Raw genomic sequence first — 19,483 nt, 5'->3', positions numbered from 1 at the left:
ACGTCTGCATATCGACATGAATTTTCTGGAAATCTTCAGTCTAAATACTTATTTCAGCCATTCCATGCTTACCCAATTTAGACAAATCCTTAACAAACAGTGGCCTTTGAAGTCTGTCCATGTTGTTAAGAATCGCCCCACCTCACTTACCCAGAAAACATTAATTAATATGGCACTGCGAGTAATGGGGGTAGTACTCGTGTCTGCTGGGGTGAGCTATATCCATGTCATGTCTCGTTTGGAAACCCAGACCCAAACGCAGCTAGAAAAGTACATCAGCGCACGGGGAGAGCGAGAAAGCAGCATCTTTAAACTTGCACAGGATAACCTCGCTTTGCTTGGCGATCGGCTTTTGCTGGAATTCAAACAACCCACTAATATTGATTTCCAGGCTGAATTTGAGCGGCAGTATTTTTCCTGGAACGATGGTACCCGACGCAATTTTCCTCAAAATCGACAGATCAAAGACTTTGATTCGACTCGATATGCGGGATCATTCATTGGTCGAAATGTGCAAATTACTGAAGAACTACAGCAACGCCTGTTCAGGGCTAACACACTAATTAGTGCCTACGGATCTGCTTGGTCTAATCGGTTTGTCGATACCTATTTTATTACACCAGAAAATGTATCGGTTTGCTACTGGAAAGGGGTGCCGTTCGCGTTGCAGTCACCGTCCGATCTCTATCATCCAAAAGAGGAATATTTCTATATTGCCGATCCTCAACATAACCCGTCTCGATCGCCGAAATGGACAGGTGTTTATCTTGATCCAAGTGTTAAGCTCTGGATGGTTTCAGCAATTGTACCTATCTATGAGGGCGATCGCTTCCTGGGTATTGTGGGACATGATGTGGTCTTAACCCAACTGATGGAGCATACGATCCAGGATCAATTACCGGGCACTTACAATCTAATTTTTCGCTCAGACGGTCGTTTAATTGCCCACCCCCACCGGACTGCGGAAATTCAGCAAGCTCAGGGTCAACTCAAAATCAATGCAATTAACGATCCCCATCTCAACCGTATTTTTCAGCTAGTGACAACCGCTAAACCCAAAACCCACATCCTTGAAAATAGCCAAGATCGTGAATACTTAGCAGTGACTCGCTTACAAGGCCCAGACTGGTATTTTGTCACAGTCTATCCGAAATCACTGCTATCGGGGGCAGCATGGGATACGGCTCAATTTATCTTAATATCTGGTGCAGTAGCGCTGCTGGTTGAAGTGTTGTTGCTCTTGTCGGTGCTGCAACAAGAAATCGCTAAACCCCTCCAGAAATTAACCGCCGCTAGTAACCAACTTGCTAACGGTGATTTTGCGATCGATCTCGATACTACGCGACAGGATGAACTGGGAGGACTTGCTAGTTCTTTTAACAGTATGGCAAGTCAGTTAAAGACTTCTTTCATCGAACTTGAACAGGTAAATAATGCGTTAGAGCTAAGGGTTGAGGAGCGGACAACAACATTACAAAAGACACTTGAAGAACTACGTCGGACTCAAGCCCAGATGATCCAGAGTGAAAAAATGTCAGCCTTGGGGCAACTGGTGGCAGGTGTGGCACATGAGATCAATAATCCTGTTAGCTTTATTCACGGCAACCTCACCTATGTACAAAATTATGCTCAAGATTTATTAGAATTTATTCAGCTTTATCAGTATCACTATCCCAATCCAGTCGCTGAAATTCAAGCTGAGGCTAAAAAATTGGATCTGGAATTTATTCGAGATGATCTGCCCAAAATGCTGTCTTCGATGGAAGTTGGCACCAATCGCATTTGTGAAATTGTGTTATCACTTCGCAATTTCTCCCGTTTAGATGAAGCTGAATTTAAGGCGGTTGATATTCATCAGGGCATTGATAGTGCGTTATTAATTTTGCAACATCGTTTGAAAGCTCAACCGCAGCGTCCAGTAATAGAAGTGGTAAAAAACTATGGTAACTTGCCTCCGGTGATCTGTTACCCCGGCCAACTCAATCAGGTATTTATGAATATTCTGTCTAATGCGATTGATGCGTTAGAAGATGCAAATCAGCAGCGCCCACCTACAGAAATTGCTTCACATCCCAACACAATTTGGATTCAGACTCAGTTAGTATCTGAAAAGCAAATTATGATTGCGATCGCAGATAATGGTATTGGAGTTCCAGACACAATTATAAAAAGATTATTTGACCCCTTTTTCACAACTAAAAATGTGGGTAAAGGATCTGGATTAGGTTTATCTATCAGCTATCAAATTGTGACTGAACTGCATCAAGGTAAACTTGATTGTAATTCCACACAAGGATTGGGCACAGAATTTGTCGTAACCCTACCGATAAAAGCTAACTTAATAAGCTGATGCGCGTCTAAACTATATAAACACGATGTCGTTAACTGTTGACTGTTGACTGTTGAAGGCTTTTCAGTCATCAGTCATCAGTCATCAGTTATCAGTCATCAGTCATCAGTCATCACTCATCACTCATCACTCATCACTCATCAGTCATCACTCATCAGTCATCACTCATCACTCATCGCATAAAGAATTAATCAGGCAAATCAGCAGCACTCTGGATATTTTTTAATATTAAGTCAGGGCTACTACGTTTAATTAAACCAGTTAGCACTTTACCAGGGCCAATTTCTATTACTTGCTGAATGCCGTTGGCTGGTAATTGCAGACAAATTTCTCGCCATCTTACAGAACCAGTCATTTGTTTATTCAGACGCTGCTTTAAAATCTCGGCATCAATAGACGCAATTGGTTCTACATTAGACAACACTGGCACAGTAGCTGGCTGAAATTCCACAGATTCTAGAATATCTTGAAATTCCGCAGCTGCTGGTGCTATTAAATGTGAATGAAATGCTCCAGAAACTTTTAAAGGAATAGCCCGCTTTGCTTTAACTTGAGTCATTACCGCTTGTACAGCTTCAGTCGTGCCTGAAATTACCACCTGGGCCGAACTATTATCATTTGCTATTACCACATCAGGCATTTGAGCAATGACTTTTTCTAACTGTTCGCAATCAAAGTTCATCAAAGCCGCCATCATCCCACCGACGGCACTATCCATGAGTTCTGCACGGCGCTTTACTAGATATAAACCAACCGACCACTCAAAGACACCCGCTATATAAAGGGCAGTATATTCTCCCAAACTGTGACCAGCAACTAAATCTGGCTTGTGTCCTCGTTCCCGAAGCAGGTCAGCAAGAATGCTTTCAACAACATAAAGACTTGGCTGAGTGTATAGCGTCTGTGATAACTTTTCTTCTTCCTTTTTACAGGTTTCGGTTATAGACCAGCCCAAAATCTCCTCAGCTTGGGCAAGCTTATCTTTAGCCGATGGTATATCTAATAAATCCATTCCCATTCCCAGCGCTTGGGAACCTTGTCCGGGAAACACCCATGCAGTTTTTGTCATTTGTCAATAGTCAGAAAAGTGAAAAGTTAGGAGTTAGGAGTGAGGAGTTAGGAGTTAGAAGTGAGGAGTGAGGAGTTACAAGTTATGAGTGAGGAGTGAGGAGTGAGGAGTGAGGAGTGAGGAGTGAGGAGTTAGGAGTGAGGAGTTACAAGTTATGAGGGAGGAGTGAGGAGTAAGAAATAAAAACTCTTAACTCTTAACTCTTAACTCCTAACTCCTAACTCTTAACTCCTAACTCCTAACTCTTAACTCCTAACTCCTAACTCTTAACTCCTAACTCCTAACTCCTAACTCCTAACTCCTAACTCCTAACTCTTCTTCACCTTCCCCATTGGAAAATTGCCGCACCCCAGGTAAGACCGGCACCAAAGCCGGATGCAGCAATAATGTCATTGGGTTTTATTTTACCTTCCCGCACTGCTTCATCTAAAGCTAAGGGAATGGAAGCTGCGGAGGTATTGCCGTACTGGGCGAGATTACTTATAACTTTATGTTCTGGGACATTCAAGCGTTGGGCAACAGCATCAATAATTCGCTGATTGGCTTGGTGCAATAGCAGCCAATCTATTTTGTCAACACTGAGATTGGCTTGAAATAAGGCTTTATCAATGATTTCCGGCACTTTCTGCACAGCAAAGCGGTAGACTTCTTTGCCGTTCATAGTAATCGGTTGGTAAGTGCCTTTAGTGATATTTACATTGGGGAGGAGTTCTTGGGAAGTGCTTGCATAAGCAAGGTTGAGGTGATGGTTTTGAGTACCATCACTTTTAAGGGCAAATCCTAATAAGCGATCGCTTTTGTCAGCTTGTAATACTACAGCCCCTGCACCATCACCAAACAATACACAAGTGCGCCGATCTTCCCAATCTACCCACCGAGACAGGATATCTGCCCCTATCAACAATACATTTTTATATACACCTGTTCTAATGTATTGGGCTGCTGTAACCAGACCAAACACGAAGCCAGAGCAGGCTGCTGTTAAGTCAAAGGCTACTGCGTTAGTGGCTCCCAATTGCGCCTGTACTTGACAAGCACTACCAAACAAATCATCAGGGGTGGAAGTCGCTAGCAGAATTAAATCTAGGTCTTCTGGTTTAATTCCCGAAGCTGCGATCGCATTACGGCTGGCGGCAGTAGCTAGCACACTCAAGGACTCAGATGGCAGCGCTAATCGCCGTTGACGAATTCCGGTTCTCGTGGCAATCCACTCATCTGATGTTTCAACTACTTCACTCAATGTCTGATTGTGTAGGGAAGTTGCAGGTACTGCCGAGCCACTTCCGGTAATTGCTACGCCTAAGTTTTGCACTCCTAATCTCCCAAGCTATCAGCTTTTTGTCCTTTGTCTTTTGTCTTTTGTCCTTTGTCTTTTGTCCTTTGTCATTTGTCCTTTGCCAGTTGTCCAAAGTCCAATTGCAAATGACTAATGACTAATGACCAATGACTAATGACTAATGACCAATGACTAATGACTAACCGCTCTCGCGCTCTAGGATATATTGGGACTGAATTCGTTGTATCACCTGGTTGTCAACAGCTTCTTTTGCCATGCGAATTGCATTAAAAATTGAAGGAGCTTGTGAGCTACCGTGACCGATAAAACAGACACCTGCCACGCCTAACAGCAAAGCGCCGCCGTGTTCTGCGTGATCCATTCGCTGCTTAATCCGCTTCAGATTGGGTTTTAAGAGTGCTGAACCGATTTGGCCGTGTAATCCTTGGGGTAATTCTTCCCGCAGAATTTGCAGAATTACTTCTCCGACTGCTTCGGCAAATTTTAATAATACATTGCCCACAAAACCGTCACAGACAATCACATCAAAGCGACCGGAAAGCACATCACGTCCTTCGGCATTGCCAATAAAATTAATTTGAGAATTTTCGCGGAGCATTTGGTGGGCGCGGACGGCTGCATCATTGCCCTTAGACTCTTCTTCACCGATATTCAACAAACCCACCTTAGGTTCATTTGTACCTAAGACATATTGACTGTAAGCCGATCCCATGACGGCAAACTGCTCTAAAAACTTCGGACGGCAATCTACATTTGCGCCGACATCAAGTACTAACACTGGCTTACCAGCAATAATTGTGGGAAAAACAGTCCCTATGGCTGGGCGGTCAATTCCCGGCAATCGTCCTAAGCGCAGCAAAGCAGATGCCATAGCTGCCCCAGAGTGGCCAGCAGAAAATACGGCATCTGCTTTTTGCTGCTTGACTAAATCCATCGCCACATTGATAGAAGCCTTGCGTTTGCGTCTAACTGCATTTAAAGGCTCCTCATCCATAGCGATCGCTTCCTGTGCAGTCACGATCTCCACCTGCCCTAAATTCGTTTTTGGCGGCAAGGCAGCTTCTATTTGTTGAGGATCACCAACTAGTAATATATCTACACCCAATTCTTCCCTTGCTCGCAATGCGCCAGCAACGATTTCACCGGGTGCGTGATCCCCCCCCATTGCGTCAATTGCGATCCTTACGCGAGTCGATCCCATTGCTGACAGTTTCTAGAAACCTTACAAATTTTACCAGATGGCAAAGCCCGAAAAAGCTTAACTTTCTGACCGCCAAATTATTTCTGTTACTATTGCAACAATTTTTGCTGGCAAGCTCAAGATAGCACGAATTTGGGCATTGGGCATGGAGAAGAGGCAGAGGGTCTCTTAGCTGGGAGCAGAGGGGAAAGAGGTAATTTTTTATAAGAAAAGTGAAGGTTTAAAACCTCGCCCGCAAGTGGCGCGAAACAGTCGTTGTATCCCAAGGTAGGTAGAAACCCCACCCCTAGTGTCGGGCTTGATTCAATTGCGAATTGCGAATTGCGAATTGCGAATTGGTTTCATTCTCCCCCCTGCTCCCTGCTCCCTTGCCTCCTCTACTCCCTACTCCCCTTCTACCCAATTAACTAGCGTCCGAACGCCGTAGCCGGTTGCCCCTGCGCCGTTGTAGCCATTTTCTTTATCTGCCCACACAGGCCCAGCAATATCTATGTGCGCCCAAGGGGTTTCTTTGACAAATTCCTTGAGGAAAAGGGCAGCAGTAATGGCACCACCTGGACGCGGGCCAGTATTTTTCATGTCCGCAATCCCAGACTTTAGCCCTTCAAAATATTTTTCTTCCATTGGCATCCGCCAAATCTTTTCTCCTGAAGTTTGGGCAGCTTTTTCGATCTGGGAAGCTACACCATCGTCGGGAGTGTATAAGCCAGCAATATCATCACCCAAGGCAACGACGTTAGCACCGGTGAGGGTGGCTAAATCCACGATCGCATCTAATCCCAATTTGTCGGCATACACCAAGGCATCTGCTAGGGTTAAACGCCCTTCAGCATCGGTGTTGTTAACTTCGATTGTTTTGCCGTTTGATGCTGTAAGAATGTCTCCAGGGTGCATGGCGCGACCGCTAATCATGTTTTCAGCCACCGCCGAGATGAAGTGAACCTCAACATCTGGCTTAATTTGAGCAATTGCTTTTGCCGCGCCCAAGATAGCAGCTGCACCGCCCATATCCATTTTCATGGTTTCGATGCCGCTACCTGCACCTTTAATGTTGAGTCCACCGGAATCGAAGGTTACACCTTTACCAATAATTGCTAATTTCCTTTTGGGTGTACCTTCTGGCTTGTAAGTCAGGTGAATAAATTTAGGTGGCAACTCGGAAGCTTGCGCTACTCCCAAAAAAGCACCCATACCCAACTTTTCACAGTCTTCTCTTTCCAGAATTTTTACTTGTAAACCGTAGTCTTTAGCGATCGCTTGAGCAGTTTCTGCCATAGTAATTGGTGTTACTGCGTTAGCTGGTGCTGCTACTAACTCCCGTGCCAAGTTTACCCCTGACACTATTTGATTGGCGCGGGTGATGGCTGCTTCTTGTCCACCAAATCCTAGTAAATCTACGGTTTCTATTTGTGAACCTTTATCTTCCGGTTCTGATTTAAAGCGAATATCTTGGTAAAGGGCTAATTCTACACCTTCTGCGATCGCTTGGGCACTTGCGGCTGGATCGTTATTCCACAATGGGAAACTAAATCCCAGAATTTTGCTTTTTTGCTTTTTTGCCACTCTGGCTACGGCAGCAGCAGCGCGTCGCAAAGTGTCGAGTTTTAGTGCATCTGGTTTACCTAAGCCTACCAAAATCAATTTCCGTACTGGGCTACCAGGATTCACACGAGTGAAGATGGTACTGTTGGCTTTACCTTTAAATTCTTCTTCAGCAATTAGTTCTTTTAATACCCCGGAAAACTTTTGATCTAAAGTTGCCAATTCTCCAGTTAACTCTACTGCATCTTCAAATAATCCAATTGCCAAACTATCGCCTGCCCACTCTAGCAAAGGCTTATCACTAGGTTGAATTGTCATGTTGGGATTTTGTGTAAATATTCCTTCTTGTACCAGTATTGCTCAAAATTCTTGTTTCAGGCTGAGGGGAGTGGGGATGGCAAAGATGAGGCAGCAGGGGCCAGCAGCTATAATGTTAGCGCTGAGAGTGTCATACCAATTCTCTATGAAGTCGCACAGAAGAAAACAAACGTCAACTCCATACCAGACAAGGGAATTATTCTAAGTAAGTCGGCGCAAATAATCATCACTGGTTTGTAGTTGCGGTTTAGCGCTAAAGCGCAACTACGAGCCAAATACAGATATTTTACTTTTCGTTACATAGTTTGGTTTTTTCTCGCCGACCTACTTATGCAGGCTCACATAGATTTGGTGTCAATCGATAATACGCTTGAAAATGTATGAAGTTTTAACCTCAAAGGGTCGAACTACGGAAACATGAAAGAGCTACGATTCTCAGCTTTTGGTGGTGTTTGGCGTGTGGCGTTTGCTTTTGACCCATTGAGGCAAGCCATTTTATTGGTAGCAGGTGACAAATCTGGCGTTAGCCAAAAACTTTTTTATAAACACTTAATTCAAAAGGCTGATGCACGGTACAAGAGCCATCTTAAAAAACTAAAAGAAGAAGGGTAAGAAGAATGGGCAAAAGCCTAAGAGAAAAAATTAAAGAACAGCCAATAGAAAACCAAATAAAAATTGAAAGCCGCGCTCAGGAATTAATAGCTCAGGAATTAACTAGACAAAAACTTAGATTAGATAAAAGGAAAAGGTTTAAAAAAAGAGAGGTAGTTATATTTGGAAAAAAATTAATGATAGAACATTAACTTAGTAAAACACTAGAAAAGCCTGCCAAGCCGTTGGAGTTTGGCAGGCTTTAAAGTTATTAAAAATGGCTAGTTTTGTGTCTGATACTAGTGAACTGCGCTCATAACTCCACTTTTTTACCTCCTCTGTCTAATGCCTTATGCCCCAATTGCGTTTTTGTCAATATCAAATTTGCTAGCGATCGCACTAATTATTTCTTGCTCAACTGGTGTAGTCTTATTGTCAAGCTGGGCAATTTTTTCACACTGAGCTAGCAAGGGTATGGCAAAATCACGATTTAGCTGATTGAGCAGTATATCTAAAGGCTTAGGCGATTTGATATTTTGGGCAATTGCATCCAAGGAGTTAGGAGTGAGGTTTAGAGTTTGTAATTCTGGCAAAATTTCTTTCCAAGTCTTTTCTGGATGACTAGCAAGGATCATGTGAACTAAAATTTGATCCATGACGGCTTGTTGAGCGATTCGCAGTTTCTAGATATTTTTCACTCTCTGCTTTTAATGTTGCTAGTGTCTGTGGCGATGAGAGCGAAGTTGATTCATCTAGCTTGGCTTCGTAAAATCGACAAGCACTATACCCTAATGAATAAATCATCGTCGCATTGGAACTAGCTCCTATTACCGCACCCGCCAAGGGTATATTTCGCAGCAAGCCTAATCCCGCAGCTTTCAATAGACGGCCTCCACCCAAGCCTAGACCAAAAATTGCCAAAATTTCACCTTTACGCGCAGGATCTTTTAAATCTAGCCCGTAGACAGATGCAATTTGATAAAGCATTTCTGACTGTATTTTGGTTGTGGCTGTTAAATCAATTGCCAACAATGCAACTGCTATTCCTGGTAAAACACTTGTTGCTAATCCAACTGTGCCTGCTTGAGTTGCTTTTTCTACCATGATTCGGTGAGCAATTTGGCTAGCTGATTCATTTGGATACTGTTGCTTGAGCTTCTTTACCGCAACTTCTGCTTTTTCCAAATCAACAGCGTCAGTAGTACCAATTAGCCAATTTAAATTTAATACTCCAGATAGTTTTCTAATTAGCCAATTTTCACTCAGGCGATTCACAACTTGACCGCTAGTTTGAGTTGTTTGCTCAATAAACTTGTGTGTTTCTTTCGCTGTTGCTTCTCCCACAACTACTGCTGTGTCTAAAACTGCTTTGCCAGTCTCAGCAACAGTTTTAATAAAATACTCTACTATAGATGGTTCATTCTCTACTGATGATTGAGCCTGTATTTTTACTTCTGAAGTTTCTCTGGGTGAATTAACTGATTTATTCACCTGTATTTCTTGGGGTTTGTCTGTCATTGCTTGACACCATCCTGTAAAGCCTCTCTCTTTAAAGTTGTAGCGAAATATTAGCGGCTCTACATCCCTCTAGAAAGGTAAATATTAGTTTAAAATTAACTATTTTGTTGTCTGAATAACTGTGTTAATCCATCAAGAATAGGAACATATTGTTCAGGGGTGAGTGTTCCTAAATACGCCAAAACTCGATTTATATCTAATCCCCGCGCTTGATCTAGTAAGACAATGGAAGGCAGAGGCAAACCACCCGCACCAGCTAACAAACGCGGGTATAAGCTGGGATTATTGAACACCCAAGAACCACTCTGGGTAGTTAAAGGTGCAATCATTAGCATTGGATAGCGGACTTCTCCCCAAGGTATACCGACTACTACAGCAGGTCGAGTTCCTTGTTGTTCTCGTCCTCTAGGAGTACTAGTAGGCAAACTTACTATAATTACGTCGCCACACTCAAGCAAATCAGGTTGGCGCATTCTTGCCACCAACAACTTTTAGCCCAACTCCAGGGATATATTCTACTGGCTTGCCTTTTGGCTGCCCTTGGGAACCCCAATCATAAGAGTCTTCTTGAAGCAAATTTCCTTCGCCTTGATTAATTTCCTCATTTAATAATTGCCGCAGTTGATGTTTTTCTTCTAAAGGAAGGTTGGCAATCGCATCTAGGAGTGATTCAAAAGGAATTTGCAGTTTGACTGTTGTTTTGGTCATAGTCTGTTTTGAGTTTTTTAACAAAACAAATTAAACTATTATAGCACGGCATCAATCCACCTTCACCACTTGGAATTAATAAACAGGTTGGCAAAGACACACGACGTAAATTTGTTGTTAAAGGAATGGTGATGACAGTGGTGGAAAATTCGGCGACGATATCATCTTGAAAGATAATAACTGGTCTTGTTCCTGCTTGTTCAGAACCCTTGGTAGGGTCTAAATTGGCTAGCCATACTTCACCTCGTTGAACCCTCATTTCAAATCTTCTTGTGTAAGAAGTTCTGCATATTCATCTAATCCTGCTTCAGCCAGTTGACGATCTTCCTCGGCAAATTCACTGTAAAGAGCAGCCATTTGATTTTTATCTATTTGCCAGCTAATATTTTTGCTGCGAAATTTTAGGAAGGCAATAAAATCACTAACTTGTTTGAGTTGTTCTTCATTCAATTTATCTAATTCTAGGCTGAGGAACTCCTTGAGAGCAACCATTTGAGAGTCTCCAAAAATATGTGGTTAAGCTTTTTAAGGACACAAATATTATTTGAAGGTAACGAGATATTAGATGTCCTTTACCTATCTTCTCACCTAACAAGGCAAAAGTTAAAATATTGCGTGGCTCAAGTCCAATACACTCTTAGTTAGCACATCCCAAGTGTTGAGGTCTTTCCGTGCGATCGCACTTCAGTTATGGGAGAAGCTGAGGCGATAGCTGTTTCCCAATTTTGACTCGCTTAAATTCAAATTTTACATCACTTAAAAAATTCCCTGAATTAAAGCAAAATAAGTTTAGGGAACTCCAAAAAATAAATTATTCCACATTAAAGTCGTTGACTGTTGACTGTTGACTGTTGACTGAAAACTCGTGAACCGTCAACGGTCAACGGTGAACAATAGCAATGGAATATTTTTTTACTTGGAAGTCCCTTATTCTAAAAACACTATTTAAGTATATTAACTGATTAAAGCCGTGATTTTACATTGTTAGCATGTAATAAATAATATAGTATAGGCTATTTAAACTAGAAGGTTATGAAAGTACTTTTACCAGAGGGAGTTGAACTTCAAGGTTTTGAGAGAGAATTAAAAACAACTCTAGAGCAAGCACAACTTGCCGGTTATGCCCTTATGGGTTTTTCTTTTAGAGAGGCTCTGAGTTCAAACTTTCACGAAATTGATGCTTTGGTGGTTATGGAGCCAGGAGTATTTGTATGTTTGGAGGCAAAAGGATATAGAGGGAAGTGGACAGGAAGCGCCAACGAAGCATGGTTTTCTGATAATACAAAAATTGAAGCTGTTGGCGGCAATCCATATAGACAAGTTGAACGGTATAGTCTAGTTATTAAAGATAAACTTCGGTCTTGTATATTTCAGGATATTCCTTTCTGGGTTAATTATTTTGTTGTTGCCCCCGATCAAACACAATTTGAAATAGAAGATGCAGTTATTAATAGCTTTCAACCTGGAAAATCAGTGCATATTTGTCATGTATCCAGAATAAAACAGATTTTAGGCAGTATTAGAACTAGGGAAAATATTGCTGCAAAATTCAACGAAGTTGGCATTAAAAAAATTATTAGCGAACTCACAGGAATCTCACTAGAAAAAATCGAACTACTTATAAATGTTCAGCCGCCTGACCACACTACAGTAAAAACTCTAGTAGAACCTCCAAAACCAAAACCTGTTGTCACCACTCTAGAACCTCCAAAACCTGTTGAACCCCCCAAAAAACCACCTCATAACAAATATATTCATTTTTCTAAAATCCTTTTTTCCTTTGTAGTACTAGGAGTAGGAATATTTGCTGTTTGGTACTATTTTAATTTAAGACCATGCGAAACTACTACTGAAACAAGAGAAAATGGTATTTGTTATAAAGATATTACTAAAAAACCTCTTGTTATAGGCATTATCACTTCACCTAAGCAGTATTCAGAATTTAAAACATACTTAAAAAAACAACTCGGTTATCAAGCCAGAGATGTAGTAGTTGAAGGTAACTCTGAAATTACATATAAAGAAGCTCAAAATAATATTTCTAAAAACAAATGGGATATCGTATTTGCCAACTCACCCATGAATGGAATGCGAGCTAAAGATAATAGCTATAAATGGTTAGCTCGAATGTATCCTAAATATCCACTTACTTTTCAATCAGCCTTATTTGTTAGGTCTGATAGTCTAATTAAGTCAATTGAAGATATTAAGTCTACAACAACTATCGCGCTTGGAGATTACAATTCAGCTTCGAGCTTCTATATGCCTACCTATGATTTATATGGAAAATCTACGACTGTAACGGCAGGACATAGAAGTAGTAAAATTCGAGAGCTAGTAGCTAATAAACAAGCAGATATAGGAGCAGTTGTATACAGTACAATCAAGGATGATCCACAATTTAGAGTAATTCAAATTAGTAGAGAAATTCCAGGCACAGGAGTTTACTTATCTCCAAAATTGAGTCCTACTGTTCAAAAGCAGATTCAAAACATTTTAGAAAATGCGCCTAAAAAAATTAAGGAGCAGGCAAACTACGATACAGGAAAAGAGCCAGACTACAAAGAATTTAGAACGATTGCATTAAGAGCAGATCAAGTTTTGTCTTGCGCTAATTTTAGTAGAAATCCCGTACAATTTTTTTGTAATGCAACATCTCAAGGGATTCTAGGACGGGTGGCTGGTTTCACCAATCAGGGCAATGGAATGATTCGATTACGATTGGAACGAGAAAATCATAAAATCTGTCAAGTCTTTGTTTCTTCACAAACGCTGAACAAAATTATGGATGGTAGCTCACCAGAAATTGTTAATAGAAAACAAGTCAAGATTATTGGAGTAGAGCCAATAGAACTAGAAAACGACATTTGTGAACTAACAATTGAAAACCCTACTCAGCTAGTAGTGTTACAACCTGGAGCTTAATGTTAAGGCCAGCACTTTACCGAATTAAACATCTAATTGGAAGGGCAACAGGTCATTATGAATATAGAGTCGGAAAACCTCTTAGATCGCCCTTCACCCTATCCTCTCACCTCTAACCCCGTACCTATATCAGTATTACTTTCTAAAAAGTCGTTATCCTTAAGAATTTCATAGAGATTAATATCTTCCTCTAGTAAGCAAGCGTGTCCACAATGGGGCAATACCACAATTTTGGTATTTGGTAAGATATTCCCTATCCGCTTCACTTCAGTTACAGAAGGTAAAAGGCGATCGCTACCACCAGCAATCAGCAAAACTGGTTGAGTTAAGCGACCTAACTGCTTGTTATCAATATCAAATTCTCGCAGTAAAGACAACCGCCAAAGAACGGTTTCTGACGGAACAGAACGCATAGTTTTTAGCAGTTCATGGCGATCGCTCCGAGAAATGCGTGGCAAAGATGCTAGAAACGGCAACAATCCCAGTGCGCCAACATCATACAACTCTGATGGCACTAAGTAAGTAAGTTGAGATGCCCAATGTAACCAAGGGCGAAGACGAAAGGACGAAGCTGGGTTAATTAAGATAATTCGCTTAAATAAATGCGGTGTTTGGATCGCTACTTTCATTGCCAAGCAACCACCAAAGGACTCACCACACAGGTAAACTGGCCTCTGAGGGCTTTTTTCTAATTCGGCGTAAATTAAGTCCAATACACTTTTCGCTAGCACATCCCAAGTGTTAAGGTCTTTGCGTGGGATCGCCAAACAACGGACATCAAAGCCTGTTTCTAATCCAACCGTTTGCGATCGCAATAGTTGACCAGTTCCATCCATTCCTGGCAAATATACCAACAAGGGATACTCTGGCTTTACTCGTTTAGGAGTCAGGAAACAAGGGTTTAGCTCAACTTCTCTTATAGTCATTGGTCATTGGTCATTAGTCAATGGTCATTAGTCAATGGTATTAGGACTTACGCGAAAACTCTCTCAAACTCTTATGACTTTGTGTCCTTTGCGTCCTTTGTGGTTCGTTTTTTGATAATTTTGCGTAAGTCGTGGGTATAAAACTTTTGGATTGCTAATTGTTGCTGTTAAGAGCTTCGGTAGTTTTGAGCAAAAATAAAAAAGGTTTAGAAACAAGCTACTAAAAGTCGTAAAGACAATCCAAAATCGAATGCCTCTAATAACAACCTTGACGCAGTAAATTGCTAATTTCACTATGACAGTGTTCTGTCAGTTCAGCCACAACAGTTCTGGCTTGTTTACCATGATATTTTTGATGATGTTGGGGCGTAATCCAATAAGGGCGACCGATTAACACTGCAACCCGACGATAAAATACCAGAGGATGCCAACCAGCTTGATTAAATAAAGGTTCTGAAGGGTCAAATAGACTCAAAAGCCTTAAGGGGAAGCCATTCGTATTTACTTCTTCTAAGGAGGCGATCGCGATCGGCAAAATTGCTAAATCCTGCACATCAGCCCGCAATGCCAAATGGGCAAATCCGCGCTGAAATTCACCCATTTGGTTTGGCACAGTAAATTTCACCATTGGTTGAGTTCCTTCTGGAAAGACTCCCACCATCTGCTTGGACTGCAATAACACCTGTGATTGCGAAAAAAAGCTTTGCAGACGGTTTTGAGTTTCCTCCAAAGGAAAACACCCCAATTGTCCGGTGACAATCTCCCGCATTACTGGCACTTGTCCCATGTAGTGATGGCAAGCAAAGCGAATCGGACTCGATAACGCCGCCATTAAAATTAGTGCATCCATAAAGCTGCGGTGATTGCTGACTACCAAAACGCTGGCATCTTGGGGAATGCGATCCTGGTAATAACAAAACATTTGGGTTGAAAGCGCCGCCACCAAAGCGCGAGAAATCTCTAGGGGGCTATTTCGACTCATACCTAATCAATATATTTTTCCGGTAAATATGGCAGTTTATCTTAAATTAATTTTTACATTTCTTTACTACTGCCATGACCGTCTTAAGATAGAAATATCTAATCCACAAAACCAGATAGATTTTCCGGATTCTGGATTATGTATTTTTGATCACAATAATTTCTAATATAAAGTATTCAAAAAAATTATGATAATGATTCGCTGTTGTAGGCAAAAATGAGTTGAATTCATGCATATTACAAAACAATTTTTGATCTGAAAAATTTGCTACTATGAAGGGATTATTGGAAAAAATAGAAATAATATTGTATAATTACTTGGTTTTTCCGATAAAAGTAAAACGTTTTATAAGTTAATTTTTATTTTGTATGAATCTAGTGAATAAAACAAAAAAAACATTTGCACTAACAACACCGCTATATTATGTAAACGATGTGCCCCATATAGGCAGTGCTTATACGACGATCGCAGCAGATGTAGTAGCGCGATTTCATAGGCTATTGGGGCATCAGGTATTACTAATTACAGGTACAGATGAACATGGGCAAAAAATTCAGCGATCGGCAGAAACTTTAGGCAAAGCACCACAAGAGTTTTGCGATGAAATTGTCCCTAGCTTCGTTAATTTGTGGCAAATACTGGATATTCAATACGATCGCTTTAGTCGGACTACCGCACCTCGTCATGAAGCGATCGTCAAAGAATTCTTCGATCGAGTCTGGAAATCTGGTGATATCTACCAGGGACAACAAAAAGGCTGGTACTGCGTATCCTGCGAAGAATTCAAAGAAGAACGGGATCTGCTAGAAGGACACCGTTGCGCGATTCATACTAACAAAGAAGTCGAGTGGCGAGACGAGCAAAACTATTTTTTCCGCTTATCTAAATATCAAACTAAGCTGACAGAATTTTATCAATTTAAACCCGATTTTATTCAACCAGAAAGTCGGCGTAACGAAGTCCTCAGCTTTGTCAATCAAGGACTGCAAGACTTCTCCATTTCGCGGGTAAATCTAGATTGGGGTTTTCCCGTACCAGTTGATCCCAAGCAAACCCTTTATGTGTGGTTTGATGCGCTGCTAGCTTATGTCACAGCATTACTAGAACCAGATGCAGAACCGACTTTAGCAAATGCTTTAGAAACATGGTGGCCAATCAACCTGCACCTAATTGGTAAGGATATTCTGCGCTTCCATGCAGTTTACTGGCCAGCAATGCTGTTGTCGGCTAACTTACCCTTGCCAGAACGAGTATTTGGGCATGGCTTTTTGACTAAAGATGGTCAAAAGATGGGCAAAAGTCTGGGTAATACCCTTGATCCTATAGCGTTAGTTCAGCGTTATGGTAGTGATGCCGTTCGTTATTACTTCCTTAAGGAAATCGAATTTGGCAAGGATGGAGATTTTAATGAAGTAAGGTTCATTAATGTTCTGAATGCAGATTTGGCAAATGATTTAGGTAATTTGCTCAATCGCACCTTGAACATGGTGAAGAAATACTGCGCCCAGAATAATGTACCTTCAATCGGCAATGAAGGAATTTCTGACGAAAATCCTTTGAAAGCAATTGGTTTACGTCTAGGGGAACAGGTAAAACAAGCATACCAGGATCTAGCTTTCAGTGAAGCCTGCAAGGCAATCCTTTCACTGGCGCAAGCCAGTAATAAGTTTATTGATGAACAAGCTCCTTGGTCATTATATAAACAGGGACAGCAGGAGTCGGTGGAAAAAGTTCTGTACGCAGTTCTAGAATCGGTTAGACTAGCAGCTTATCTGCTTTCCCCAATTATTCCGAACATCAGTAGCGATATTTATCAGCAACTGGGCTTTGGAATAAACTTTAACGATCAAATACAAAGTTCAATTACCGCTCCTTTTGCCACCCATGCGACATGGGGGATACTATCTAGTAAACAACAGTTGGGTACAGCCCAACCGATTTTTAAGCGAATAGAACCCCCGAAGAACGATTAATCCTTATCAAAGTCTGATTTTGTTCAATTTCTTATTTTCTCAAAAAATTTATCGGGGCTGAACTTAAATTAGTCCCGGAACATTATCATAAGCCGCTGTGACTAGCATCTAAAAGTTGGTAATTTGTATCAAAAATAACAGGGATAATAATTGAGGTATCACAATGATGTTGAATAATTTTGAAACCGATTCAATCTTTACGCCAGAACAGGTTTTGGAGAATCGGGGTAGGGTGGCCATATTTATTGATGGCTCAAATCTATTTTACGCTGCACTGCAACTAGGGATTGAAATCGATTACACGAAGTTGCTGTGCCGATTAACTGGAGGTTCTAGACTACTACGGTCTTTTTTCTACACTGGTGTAGACCGGACAAACGAGAAGCAACAGGGGTTTCTGCTGTGGATGCGTCGCAATGGCTATCGAGTCATTGCTAAGGATCTAGTTCAGCTACCAGATGGCTCTAAAAAAGCTAACCTAGATGTAGAAATAGCAGTCGATATGATGGCACTAGTAGATTCTTATGATACCGCAGTTTTAGTTAGCGGTGATGGGGATTTGGCTTATGCGGTAAATTCAGTCAGCTATCGCGGCGTGCGGGTAGAAGTGGTGAGCTTGCGTTCGATGACCAGCGACAGCTTAATTAATGTAAGCGATCGCTACATCGATTTAGAAGCCATCAAAGAAGATATTCAAAAAACCCCTCGCCAAAGCTATCCATACCGCCCGTTATCTGGTATCGGTTTTTTGGAAGACACCAGAACTAGTGATGGACATCTAGAAATCCAAGAATAATGGCGTATCAATTTCATCAAAGGGGGAGACAGGGCGAGAGAAAAATTAAAAATTTCTCCTCTACTCCTCCCTTTCTTCTTTTACCTTTAATTTTTTTCTTGATATTTGGTTTAGTCAGCTGTGGGGGTAAATCTCCCACAGCTTCTCAACAAGATACTGCGGCTTCATCTAACCAAGATAGCAATTTGACTTTCTTTGATGTCACCTTAGAACAAGCAGATGAAGTAGGACGACCGATTTGGAAAGTCAGGGCGAAACAAGCAAAATACACCAAAGAAAAACAAATTGGTCAAGCTGAAAGTCCTTATGGTGAACTATATCAAGATGGCAAAGTAGTTTATCAAATCAAGGCTGATGTCGCAGATATTGAACAAGATGGAAAGCAGTTATTTCTGAAAGGTAGAATATTTGCTACAGATCCCAGTAATGGCATTGTATTGCAAGGTAATGAATTAGAATGGCGACCCAAAGAAGATTTGTTGATTGTCCGCAACCAGATTAACGGTAGTCATAAACAACTACAAGCTGTGGCGCAGGAAGCACGAGTTAAAACCCGCGAACAGCGCATGGAATTTTCTGGAGGGGTAATAGCAAATTCCATTGATCCCCAGTTACAAGTAAGAACCGAGCATTTAATTTGGAATATTAAAGAAGAAAAACTGATTGGCGATCGCCCTTTACAAATAGACCGTTACAAAGATAATAAAATTAGCGATCGCGGCAAAGGAAATTCTGCCGAAGTCAACTTAAAAACGAAAATTGCCACTATTCAAAAAAATGCTCAATTAGATTTACTAGACCCACCAGTGCAAATAACTAGTAACTCTATGACTTGGAATATGAACGCAGAAACTGTTACTACAAATTCCCCAGTGAGGATGTTCCAGCGTGCCGAAAATCTTACCGTCACCGCCAATCAAGGTGAAATGAAAATACCGCAAAAAACGGTTTATTTAACAGGTAACGTCAACGCCATTGGTCAGCGTCGCCAGTCTTTGAAATCTAATACATTAACTTGGTATTTAGACAATAAGTTAGTTGAAGCTCAGGGAAATGTAGTTTATCGACAAGTTGACCCACCGTTAAATTTTACAGGTGAAACAGCCGTTGGTAATCTGCAAACAGAAAATATTGTTGTTAAAGGCGGCACTTCTAGCGGTAGGGTAGTAACAGAAATCATTCCCCAAGAAAGAGCCAATCGTCAGCAGTAGAGTTAGGGCAGTGGGGTAGTGAGGGAAATGAGGGAGAAATCAATTCAAAATTCAAAATTCAAAATTCAAAATTCAA

General features: G+C 41.2%; 18 protein-coding genes and 2 pseudogenes. 9 read left to right on the top strand and 11 right to left on the bottom strand.

Features of this window, described 5'->3' with window-relative positions:
- Window positions 1–16: 16 nt before the first annotated feature.
- Together D1367_RS13810 and D1367_RS30830 are read left to right on the top strand one after the other, a co-directional pair.
- The gene (locus D1367_RS13810) at window positions 17–2,350 is read left to right on the top strand and encodes a sensor histidine kinase (RefSeq protein ID WP_228674890.1); all 2,334 of its coding nucleotides are present in this window, start codon (window positions 17–19) and stop codon (window positions 2,348–2,350) included.
- Window positions 2,351–2,395: 45 nt separating this feature from the next.
- On the top strand, window positions 2,396–2,533 hold the full coding sequence (locus D1367_RS30830) for a hypothetical protein (RefSeq protein ID WP_181985178.1): 138 nt from the start codon (window positions 2,396–2,398) through the stop codon (window positions 2,531–2,533).
- 4 nt (window positions 2,534–2,537) lie between these two features.
- On the opposite strand, the gene fabD is transcribed toward D1367_RS30830, so the two are convergent.
- From fabD to D1367_RS13790, 4 genes are all read right to left on the bottom strand, one after another.
- Window positions 2,538–3,419 carry an ACP S-malonyltransferase gene (gene fabD / locus D1367_RS13805; RefSeq protein ID WP_118166960.1) on the bottom strand — a complete coding sequence of 294 codons (882 nt, stop codon included), beginning with the start codon at window positions 3,417–3,419 and terminating at the stop codon, window positions 2,538–2,540.
- A 319-nt stretch (window positions 3,420–3,738) separates the two neighbouring features.
- The gene (locus tag D1367_RS13800) at window positions 3,739–4,731 is read right to left on the bottom strand and encodes a beta-ketoacyl-ACP synthase 3 (protein WP_118166959.1); all 993 of its coding nucleotides are present in this window, start codon (window positions 4,729–4,731) and stop codon (window positions 3,739–3,741) included.
- A gap of 163 nt (window positions 4,732–4,894) precedes the next feature.
- Window positions 4,895–5,917 carry a phosphate acyltransferase PlsX gene (gene plsX / locus D1367_RS13795; protein WP_118166958.1) on the bottom strand — a complete coding sequence of 341 codons (1,023 nt, stop codon included), beginning with the start codon at window positions 5,915–5,917 and terminating at the stop codon, window positions 4,895–4,897.
- Between the two features lie 384 nt (window positions 5,918–6,301).
- Window positions 6,302–7,777: a leucyl aminopeptidase gene (locus D1367_RS13790; protein WP_118166957.1), complete on the bottom strand. Its 1,476-nt coding sequence runs from the start codon at window positions 7,775–7,777 to the stop codon at window positions 6,302–6,304.
- Between the two features lie 51 nt (window positions 7,778–7,828).
- Here D1367_RS13790 and D1367_RS30825 point away from each other — a divergent pair, with 51 nt between their 5' ends.
- The 3 genes and pseudogenes from D1367_RS30825 (at window position 7,829) to D1367_RS13775 (ending at window position 8,580) form a co-directional block, all read left to right on the top strand.
- Window positions 7,829–8,017, top strand: coding sequence for a hypothetical protein (locus D1367_RS30825; protein WP_152590095.1), 189 nt, complete (start codon window positions 7,829–7,831; stop codon window positions 8,015–8,017).
- Between the two features lie 153 nt (window positions 8,018–8,170).
- A pseudogene (locus D1367_RS13780) lies at window positions 8,171–8,389 on the top strand (type II toxin-antitoxin system RelE/ParE family toxin); the annotation flags it as partial.
- A gap of 5 nt (window positions 8,390–8,394) precedes the next feature.
- Entirely contained in the window at window positions 8,395–8,580 is a 186-nt protein-coding gene (locus tag D1367_RS13775; RefSeq protein WP_118166954.1) for a hypothetical protein, read from the top strand.
- A 138-nt stretch (window positions 8,581–8,718) separates the two neighbouring features.
- On the opposite strand, the pseudogene D1367_RS13770 reads toward D1367_RS13775, so the two are convergent.
- From D1367_RS13770 to D1367_RS13750, 5 genes and pseudogenes are all read right to left on the bottom strand, one after another.
- Window positions 8,719–9,886, bottom strand: a pseudogene (locus D1367_RS13770) (EcsC family protein).
- Between the two features lie 95 nt (window positions 9,887–9,981).
- Window positions 9,982–10,359, bottom strand: coding sequence for a type II toxin-antitoxin system PemK/MazF family toxin (locus tag D1367_RS13765; protein WP_118166953.1), 378 nt, complete (start codon window positions 10,357–10,359; stop codon window positions 9,982–9,984).
- Window positions 10,346–10,594 (bottom strand): hypothetical protein, encoded by a 249-nt coding sequence (locus D1367_RS13760; protein WP_118166952.1) that lies wholly within the window; start codon window positions 10,592–10,594, stop codon window positions 10,346–10,348. The genes D1367_RS13765 and D1367_RS13760 overlap by 14 nt, the downstream gene beginning before the upstream one ends.
- Window positions 10,557–10,853, bottom strand: coding sequence for a type II toxin-antitoxin system PemK/MazF family toxin (locus D1367_RS13755; RefSeq protein WP_118166951.1), 297 nt, complete (start codon window positions 10,851–10,853; stop codon window positions 10,557–10,559). The genes D1367_RS13760 and D1367_RS13755 overlap by 38 nt, the downstream gene beginning before the upstream one ends.
- Entirely contained in the window at window positions 10,850–11,086 is a 237-nt protein-coding gene (locus D1367_RS13750; protein ID WP_118166950.1) for a hypothetical protein, read from the bottom strand. The genes D1367_RS13755 and D1367_RS13750 overlap by 4 nt, the downstream gene beginning before the upstream one ends.
- 540 nt (window positions 11,087–11,626) lie before the next feature.
- On the opposite strand from D1367_RS13750, the gene D1367_RS13745 reads away from it, so the two are divergent.
- Complete coding sequence (locus tag D1367_RS13745; protein WP_118166949.1) at window positions 11,627–13,519, top strand: PhnD/SsuA/transferrin family substrate-binding protein; 1,893 nt, start codon at window positions 11,627–11,629, stop codon at window positions 13,517–13,519.
- Between the two features lie 98 nt (window positions 13,520–13,617).
- On the opposite strand, the gene D1367_RS13740 is transcribed toward D1367_RS13745, so the two are convergent.
- Together D1367_RS13740 and D1367_RS13730 are read right to left on the bottom strand one after the other, a co-directional pair.
- Window positions 13,618–14,445 carry an alpha/beta fold hydrolase gene (locus D1367_RS13740; protein ID WP_118166948.1) on the bottom strand — a complete coding sequence of 276 codons (828 nt, stop codon included), beginning with the start codon at window positions 14,443–14,445 and terminating at the stop codon, window positions 13,618–13,620.
- A 256-nt stretch (window positions 14,446–14,701) separates the two neighbouring features.
- Window positions 14,702–15,427, bottom strand: a complete 726-nt coding sequence (locus D1367_RS13730; RefSeq protein ID WP_118166946.1) for a lysophospholipid acyltransferase family protein — start codon at window positions 15,425–15,427, stop codon at window positions 14,702–14,704.
- A 368-nt stretch (window positions 15,428–15,795) separates the two neighbouring features.
- Between D1367_RS13730 and metG the strand changes: the two genes are divergently transcribed.
- From metG to lptC, 3 genes are all read left to right on the top strand, one after another.
- On the top strand, window positions 15,796–17,400 hold the full coding sequence (gene metG, locus D1367_RS13725; protein WP_118166945.1) for a methionine--tRNA ligase: 1,605 nt from the start codon (window positions 15,796–15,798) through the stop codon (window positions 17,398–17,400).
- A 166-nt stretch (window positions 17,401–17,566) separates the two neighbouring features.
- On the top strand, window positions 17,567–18,196 hold the full coding sequence (locus D1367_RS13720; protein ID WP_100900104.1) for a LabA-like NYN domain-containing protein: 630 nt from the start codon (window positions 17,567–17,569) through the stop codon (window positions 18,194–18,196).
- Window positions 18,196–19,407 carry an LPS export ABC transporter periplasmic protein LptC gene (lptC, locus tag D1367_RS13715; RefSeq protein WP_181985177.1) on the top strand — a complete coding sequence of 404 codons (1,212 nt, stop codon included), beginning with the start codon at window positions 18,196–18,198 and terminating at the stop codon, window positions 19,405–19,407. The genes D1367_RS13720 and lptC overlap by 1 nt, the downstream gene beginning before the upstream one ends.
- Window positions 19,408–19,483 lie beyond the last annotated feature (76 nt).

Source organism: Nostoc sphaeroides (assembly GCF_003443655.1).
Classification (GTDB): domain Bacteria; phylum Cyanobacteriota; class Cyanobacteriia; order Cyanobacteriales; family Nostocaceae; genus Nostoc; species Nostoc sphaeroides.
This window is presented reverse-complemented; position numbering and strand designations above follow the sequence as displayed.